The 7,552-nt window shown below is 36.3% G+C and carries 7 protein-coding genes; 5 read left to right on the top strand and 2 right to left on the bottom strand.

Annotation, left to right across the window (positions count from 1 at the left end; translation table 11 throughout):
* Positions 1–261 precede the first annotated feature (261 nt).
* Both RIB54_RS03290 and RIB54_RS03285 read left to right on the top strand, forming a co-directional pair.
* The gene (locus tag RIB54_RS03290; protein ID WP_350099258.1) at positions 262–1,404 is read left to right on the top strand and encodes a vWA domain-containing protein; all 1,143 of its coding nucleotides are present in this window, start codon (positions 262–264) and stop codon (positions 1,402–1,404) included.
* 236 nt (positions 1,405–1,640) lie between these two features.
* Entirely contained in the window at positions 1,641–2,120 is a 480-nt protein-coding gene (locus RIB54_RS03285; RefSeq protein WP_350099257.1) for a hypothetical protein, read from the top strand.
* 260 nt (positions 2,121–2,380) lie between these two features.
* Here RIB54_RS03285 and RIB54_RS03280 read toward each other — a convergent pair whose 3' ends face one another.
* Both RIB54_RS03280 and RIB54_RS03275 read right to left on the bottom strand, forming a co-directional pair.
* Positions 2,381–2,998 (bottom strand): hypothetical protein, encoded by a 618-nt coding sequence (locus RIB54_RS03280; RefSeq protein ID WP_350099256.1) that lies wholly within the window; start codon positions 2,996–2,998, stop codon positions 2,381–2,383.
* On the bottom strand, positions 2,995–3,471 hold the full coding sequence (locus RIB54_RS03275; protein WP_350099255.1) for an RNA polymerase sigma factor: 477 nt from the start codon (positions 3,469–3,471) through the stop codon (positions 2,995–2,997). The genes RIB54_RS03280 and RIB54_RS03275 overlap by 4 nt, the downstream gene beginning before the upstream one ends.
* 233 nt (positions 3,472–3,704) lie before the next feature.
* On the opposite strand from RIB54_RS03275, the gene RIB54_RS03270 reads away from it, so the two are divergent.
* The 3 genes from RIB54_RS03270 to RIB54_RS03260 all read left to right on the top strand — a co-directional run bounded on the left by RIB54_RS03270 (position 3,705) and on the right by RIB54_RS03260 (position 7,134).
* Positions 3,705–4,769, top strand: coding sequence for a ligand-binding sensor domain-containing protein (locus tag RIB54_RS03270; RefSeq protein WP_350099254.1), 1,065 nt, complete (start codon positions 3,705–3,707; stop codon positions 4,767–4,769).
* 1,608 nt (positions 4,770–6,377) lie between these two features.
* Entirely contained in the window at positions 6,378–6,953 is a 576-nt protein-coding gene (locus RIB54_RS03265) for an ATPase (RefSeq protein ID WP_350099253.1), read from the top strand.
* A complete protein-coding gene (locus tag RIB54_RS03260) occupies positions 6,943–7,134 on the top strand; it encodes a hypothetical protein (protein WP_085519221.1) in 192 nt (63 codons plus the stop codon). The genes RIB54_RS03265 and RIB54_RS03260 overlap by 11 nt, the downstream gene beginning before the upstream one ends.
* The last annotated feature ends 418 nt before the right edge of the window (positions 7,135–7,552 follow it).

Genomic DNA, 7,552 nt, shown 5'->3' with positions numbered 1-7,552 from the left:
TTTCCTGGTTGGGCTGACTACCTTCAACAGGTAATCATTTAATGCCTCAGTATATAATAAATTCTTTATTATTCTTACTTTTAGAAAGATAAGTGCACTATACCCAACAAATATTGCGGATATGTGCCATTAGATATAAGGCGAATATCAGCAATTGTTGATATTCGGATGTTAGCTGCAATATTGGTGGTAAATCAAGTGACTTTCTTAATATCCTCTTATTATAGACTTATAGGTTCAGTTCAAGTATAATAACAAGACATGCGAATAATTCTAATTGTAATACTTTTATCTATTCAATTCCCTTCATTTTGTCAAACAAGTTTCAAAGGGCAATTGACCTCAGGTGATACGATGAATTTAGAAATTCTCAATGCGTATCCAGAATCTTTCCCTAAAGTATCGCTGTTGTTTCATGCTGAAAGCACTGAAAAGTCACCAATCTGGAATCTATCAAAATCTGACTTGATAGTTAAAGAGAATAAAGAATCTCAGTTAATAGATACTCTTTTTTTACAATCAAAAAATAATGCAATAAACATTAGTTTAATTTTAGATCACTCTGGATCAATGCAACAAAGTGATGAACTTTTAGATACTATTAAATACCCAGAAATGGCCCGATATATTTACGATGGGTTCATTTATACTATGGAAGGATTTAAATATCCAGAAGGATATGTAGCCCCGATCGACCATGCAAAATCTGCAATAAGTTCTTTTAACAAATCATTTGAATCGAACAAAGATTTAATAAATCTGATTGGTTTTAGCTCCAGAGTTGATGTTGATTTTCCGTTTACAAATGACTTCAGCAAAATAGATTCCGTTTTATCAACGGTAAAAGCGGATAGCATGACTGCTTTTTATGATGCTCTACTAAGGGGAATTAAAAATTTAGACAACACAGACGGACTTAAATCAATTGTTGCATTGACTGATGGCTTAAATAATCATTCTAATTCAACATTTGAGGATGTTTTAGATTCTGCTGTCAGAAAAGAGATTCCGATTTATGTCATTGGTCTAGGCTCCGTAAATATTGATACATTAAGTATGTTAGCAAACTTAACTGGCGGACGCTTTTACCATACCAATGATCCAAAATCTTTAAATGAGGTATACTCCGAAATAAGTCGGACAATACAGTCAATTTACGAATTGCACTATACATCAAACAACCTCTCTCATCTTGACTCTTTAAAAGAAATTGTTTTAGATTATAACATTGATAGTATATATGTTCAAAAAGCAATCATCAACAAGATTTTACCTGAATCAGTCATTCAAACTCTTCAAAAAAGAAAGCAACAAAGTGATTTAAAGTATATATATGGTGGACTGACAATCTTGGTGCTTGTAACCATGGGAGGATATTTATATTATAAAGCCAAAAGCAGCTAACATGGTGTAGAAAAACATATGCTATAGCACCTTGTAGCTTAAGGCAGTGCAACTTGCACCGCATTTCTGCTTGCATTCCATAGCAGACGACTGACCAGAACGCAGTAGTAGGAACTTGAAAGTGTTGAGCAGATTTTGACTTGTGTGCGTTGAGAAAGTTAGCAGAAAATGCTACGTTTAGTTTTTTATAGCCTCGTGTAGCATACGTTTTCTACACAGGCGTTAGCATCAATTTTATGAGGACTTATTTGACCATATTTATATTTACTTTTTTATTCATCGGTTGCAATTCAAGCGTTAAAAACATTGAGGACAAACAAGATTTTGATGTATCTGAATATGAAGGAATATTAATGCCAAAACTGTCTACAAGTGAAAAGGAGATTTGGAACTTTTATAACGGCAAGAGTGAAGCAACTTTAAAAAGTGGTGTACAAACATTTAAATTTGAGCTATCAAACTATTCAAAATACACCAATCCTGAATTTCTTGAAAATCATTTGCAATCAATCAACTATATAGATTTTAAATACAAATCTAACGATGGTGAGTTGATAATATATAATCCTACTATTAAGGACTCAATCGGCTTACTGTTGCTAAATCTTGACTCTATGGCTTTATCTAGATTAGAGTATGAAGTAAACATGAATTTAAAGTTTAGAGATTCAGATTCAACCTTCACTTACAGAGGTATTATTGACTTAATAGACTAAATATGATGCTAACATGGCGTAAGAGCGCATTTGGACTTCACCGTGCGAAGTCCTAAAATGCTTTGGTGCGGCTCCACCGCACGTTTTGGGTAAGCATTTCACATCCACTTTCATCTCTTAACTTGTGGACGACCAACAGGAACGCAGTGTCTTAAGCTGCTTGTATCTCGACTAGGTTCTAAACCCAATTCGTGCTAGTTTTATGCCTTGAACAAAGTAAACAAACGCGCCTTACAGGGGCGTTAGCGGCAAGGGGGCCATCACGACTCCAACTCTTTTTGATAACTTGACAAATCTGCCAAATATGATCCAAAACCCTTTTTGTAGTATCGTCTAATAATCGCATAACTAATAGCAGTAAGCAAAATTGAACCTCCAGTCTTAAAGAGCATGTTTGCGAATCCTTCCCCAACGAAGAAATAATTAAGTTCGAGAAAAAATGTACCTAGAAGTAAAAGTAGAATCACTGTCATGAAAAGCCTGCTGTACTTCTTAAGGTTGACAAGCGAAGTTGATATGTATGCCTTGACAGATTCAGAAGTGAATTTTCGGTTGACAAGCTTATACTCAAGCCAACCGAATAAGAACAACACAAAAAACAGAACAAATGCTAACACTTGAATTGGAACGAGTTTCGAAAGATCGATCCAAGGGTGTTTTACTGGATCAAATGCTAAGTAGAAAAATATGACTCCAAAAGCACTAACCACTGACGCAAAAGCAGTAATTGCCATATCTCTAAATAGCTTTTTGTTGATGGTAGATACTACCTCAGAAGTCCCAAATACTATGATTTTTTGAATTTCACTTTCGGTTTGACTTTCCAAACCTTTCTGGTGCAAATTATCCCAAGTTTTTTTCAGTTCATTAATATTCATAACATATCGATTTTTAGTTTTTCACGTAATTTGCTTTTTATCTGATTGATCTTGAATCCAACATTGGATTCACTAAGACCCATTATTTCACCAATCTCTTTGTACTTGATCCCATCCAAATAGAGCATGGTGATGGCTTTTTCTATTTTATTCAATCCTTCTATTGCTAAATACAGTAACCGAACATTTTCGTCATCATTTGAGGAATCAGAGACCAGCCGTTCGGATATTGCTTCTTTTATTGGTACCTTCTTTTCCTTTCTATATCTGGAAACAGCAGTATTCAAAGCAATCCGATACATCCAGGTGGTTATTTTTGACCTCTTATCAAAATTTGGAAATGACTTCCATAATTGGACGAGAATATCTTGATGTAGATCTTGACGATCTTCTATTTCCTTGCAATAGATATTGCAGATCTTGAGTATGATGCTCTCGTTTTTCTTGATTAAGCTTACGAACTCCTTTTCCAAATCAACTTATTTTAATTTCTCTTTCACTTGCATTAGTCGTCAAGATCGGAAAATCCTTAGAGTGTATCAAAAAAATCCAGCCGCTAACAGACACTATCATCCATAAGCTAGCTGAGCTATTTGCAAAGGCTGATGAAACTAGATACTTTTATGGATAAATGAAAATCCAGCTTACGGATGATAGTTGGACGTTGGCTGTAACCTAAACAAACCAAGAACCAATAGTAAAATATATGAAATTAATCTTACCAAAATATTTTACAATTGTAGGCTTGATATTTATTTTATCTTCTTGTAATGGACAGGTCAAGCAAAAGAAAATTGAAGATAATATAACGACAGGAAAAATAGAAAACCCAAATGGAAATGTTTATTGCGGTTTTTTAGATAAAGACGACAATCTTTGGTTTGGAACTACCAACGATGGTGTTTATAAATTTGACGGTTCAAATTTTGTTCATTTTACAGAAAAAGACGGGCTTTCTAACAATAAAATATCTTGTATTTATCAAGTTGATAATGGCGATTTATGGTTTGGAACAGCAAACGGAATTTCCATTTTTAATGGAACAAAGTTTACGCATTTAAAAATTCCAGAATATAAAATCTCAACCGATTGGCTTAAAAAATCATATCCGATGGTCAATCCAAATGAAGTACAGTCTATTGTTCAGGATAAAAATGGAATGTTTTGGATAGGAACAAATGGAGCTGGAGCATATCGTTACGATGGCAAATCATTCACGAACCTCTTATCAGAAATTGGCGATACTATGCCTGATGGACTTTATCACAACGTTATTCAAAAAATTACAGAAGATAATTACGGAAACTTATGGTTCGCCTCAATGTCTCACGGTGGGGCTAACAAATTTGACGGGAAAACTTTCACTCAATATATGCCGAAAGATGGAATAAGTGACGACCAAATAAGGATAATTATTGTTGACAGTAAGGGAATTATTTGGTTCGGTTTCAATGGTAATAGAGAAAGTGGCTTGACTTCCTTTAACGGAAATTCATTTCAAACCTTTACAGAGAAAGACGGACTTTGCACCAAAAATGTCAGAGCAATTTATGAAGACACACAGGGTAATTTATGGGTTGGTGGAATGCAAGGATTTTGTGTCTATAACGGAAAAGAATTTACTCGATTTGTTGATAATAAAAATGTTACTTACGAACGGATAATCTTTATAGTCGGAGATAAAGAAGACAACATTTGGTTTGGTGGAACAAACGGATTTTGGAAATATGACGGAGAAGTAGTTACTGATATGACAAGGAAGAATAAATAAAAGGCAACAGCTAATCGAGTAGACGGCCATGAGCCATAAGCCCACGGTGCGCCTCTCTCATGCTTGCGCTAAAGCTTCAGCGTAGGCGCCACCACCCAGCGTACGGTTCTCGTATACAGCGGTTCGTAAAGCATAAGATAACCGCTCTTTACACCAGTTATCTCTTCCCACTACTTTTAAGTATAGGCTATCCGCTAGATGGCGGATTCCTATACGAATTTTCGCTTCACAATACAGCCTGCCCCGTACTTGATACGGGGTTCAGCCCTTCGCTACCTTGTAAGACTTCCCTGTCTTTCAGGGCTTGTTGCCAGTAACTACTATGGCCTGCGCCACCGCTAAAGCTAGGGCGACACGCGGTCTGCTGACTTCTGTTATGCTATCCCGTAGCACAGAGACCTCCCTCGGTAAGGTGAATATCCTTGTACCTAACGCTGCCATATCTACTATTTCGGAAATTCCTCCCTTTCAGGAGGGTTGGACTTCGGCATGATGTGCTACCTCATCCCCTCAGTATCTAGTTTCTGTTCGTCAATACAGATACCGTAGTTTGGCTTACTTCAGTTCTAACTTCATAGTTAACAACCTTGTGCTTATGCTAAAGCTTCAGCGATACGCATGCCACTTACTTCGCTTAGGGACACAGCCTGTCCCATACTTGATAGGGGAACTCCCCCGCATACGGGACTTCCCGCCTGAACGAATTCATTCGGGCAGGTCACCCTTTGGAACGCTCAACTTCATGAGCTATATTCACCATTCAAGGCGCATATATTTGCTATCAAGTCATGGGGTTTTGGTGGGTTCAGAAATGTGGTAGCTGTTGGAAAGTTCTAAGCAATGTTTAATTTAAGTACATAAAAATCCCCACGCCTGATAGCGTGGCGTTACATACACCCCACTCAATTTTTTAACACAGCTAACAGGTCTTAAACGTAACTCACCGCCAAATAAATCACTTTGACCAAAACCAGTATGCAGGTTTAAAGCATCTGCGTATACTTGAATCATAAAGCCAACTATAGACAACGAAACACCCCTCGAGACCAGGTTCCCGAGGGGTGTTTTGTTTTATGACCTTTCTTGGTTGGGCTGACTACCTTCAACAGGCAATCATTTAATGCCTCAGTATATAATAAATTCTTTATTATTCTTACTTTTAGAAAGATAAGTGCACTATACCCAACAAATTTTGCGGATATGTGCCATTAGATATAGTGTGGATATTTGCAATTGTTGATATTCGGATGTTGTGGGTAATAGCAGCGAGACAATGGAATATTTTTTAAGCATGCTGAAATTTTTTAAATAAAATCAGCATGTTATCTAAGAAAAAAAGCGAATCAGTCTGAAAATCCACCAAATTTGATTTTTATGAAAAAAATATTCAACGGTTTCAAATCTTTACTTAAAGGTGAATTATTGGCTTGGGTCATCTTAATAGTTATTTCTGGAATCATATACTTAATGGTAAGCTAAACTAAAGGGTCGATAAGCCTACATTCTTTGAAAAAGATACAAATGGGTTGAAATATATACCTTTTAACGCTTGGATTTAAGAAATATCTGAGAGCTTCCTGATTGCCATAATTTGTATATTTGTTTCAGATGAAAAAACTATACGTCATAGCTGGATGCAATGGAGCTGGTAAAACCACTGCTTCCTATACAATTCTGCCAGAAATACTTGATTGCAAGGAGTTTGTTAATGCGGACGAAATTGCTAAAGGTATTTCACCTTTTCAGCCTGAAAAAGTGGGTATAGAAGCAGGTAGAATGATGTTGAAAAGGATTAAAAACCTATTGCAAGCAGGTGAAAGTTTCGCATTTGAAACTACGCTTTCGACAAGAAGCTATGTGACATTTATTGAGAAAGCCAAGCAACTAGGTTATCAAGTAACCTGTTTGTTCTTTCTGCTGGACTCGGAAGAATTAGCTATTTCTAGAGTAGCCACCAGAGTAAAAGAAGGAGGGCATCATATTCCCGAGGATGTAATTAGAAGAAGATATAAAAGTGGATTGAAGAACTTTTTTAATCTGTTTCTCCACAGAGTGGATAACTGGTTATTTGTAAATAATTCTGGAGATAGCTATGAAATTATTGCAGAAGGTTCATTGAATGAAATTACCGTCAACAATGTTTTGCAATGGAAGGAGTTAAAAGAAAAATATTATGGGAACTAAAGAGCAATTAAAAGAGGAACGCGATAAAATTGTAAAAGGACTTGAAGAGACTTACAGAAAGCTAGTTCTGTTCAAAAAGGAAAAGAATAGTCCGATGATTGTATTGAGAGAAGGGAAAATTACTGAAGTAGACCCGAACGATATACTACCCACAACATTGTATAAGCGTAATGCAGGTTAAACAGTAAAATTGAGCGTTTTTGCTCCTAAAAAACTTTGCGGTAGGCGGACACTGTATCGTTCCGAAATCCTTCATTACGCTTATACTTGACCGCTACATACCTCACTAAGGTAACACAACTAGCAGGCCTTAAACGCACCTCACCGTCAAATAATGGCCTTTGTCCAGAAACAGTATACAAATCTCCAGCATGTGCGTATACTTGAAACATAAAGCCAACTATAGACAACGAAACACCCCTTGAGACCAGGTTCCCGAGGGGTGTTTTGTTTTATAGCCTTTCCTGGTTGGGCTGACTACCTTCAACAGGTAATCATTTAATGCCTCAGTATATAATAAATTCTTTATTATTCTTACTTTTAGAAAGATAAGTGCACTATACCCAACAAATATTGCGGATATGTGCCATTAGATATAA

Source organism: Fulvivirga sp., from assembly GCF_040218215.1.
GTDB lineage: Bacteria > Bacteroidota > Bacteroidia > Cytophagales > Cyclobacteriaceae > Fulvivirga.
The sequence above is the reverse complement of the archived record's forward strand: the minus strand, read 5'-3'. Positions and strand labels throughout refer to the sequence as shown.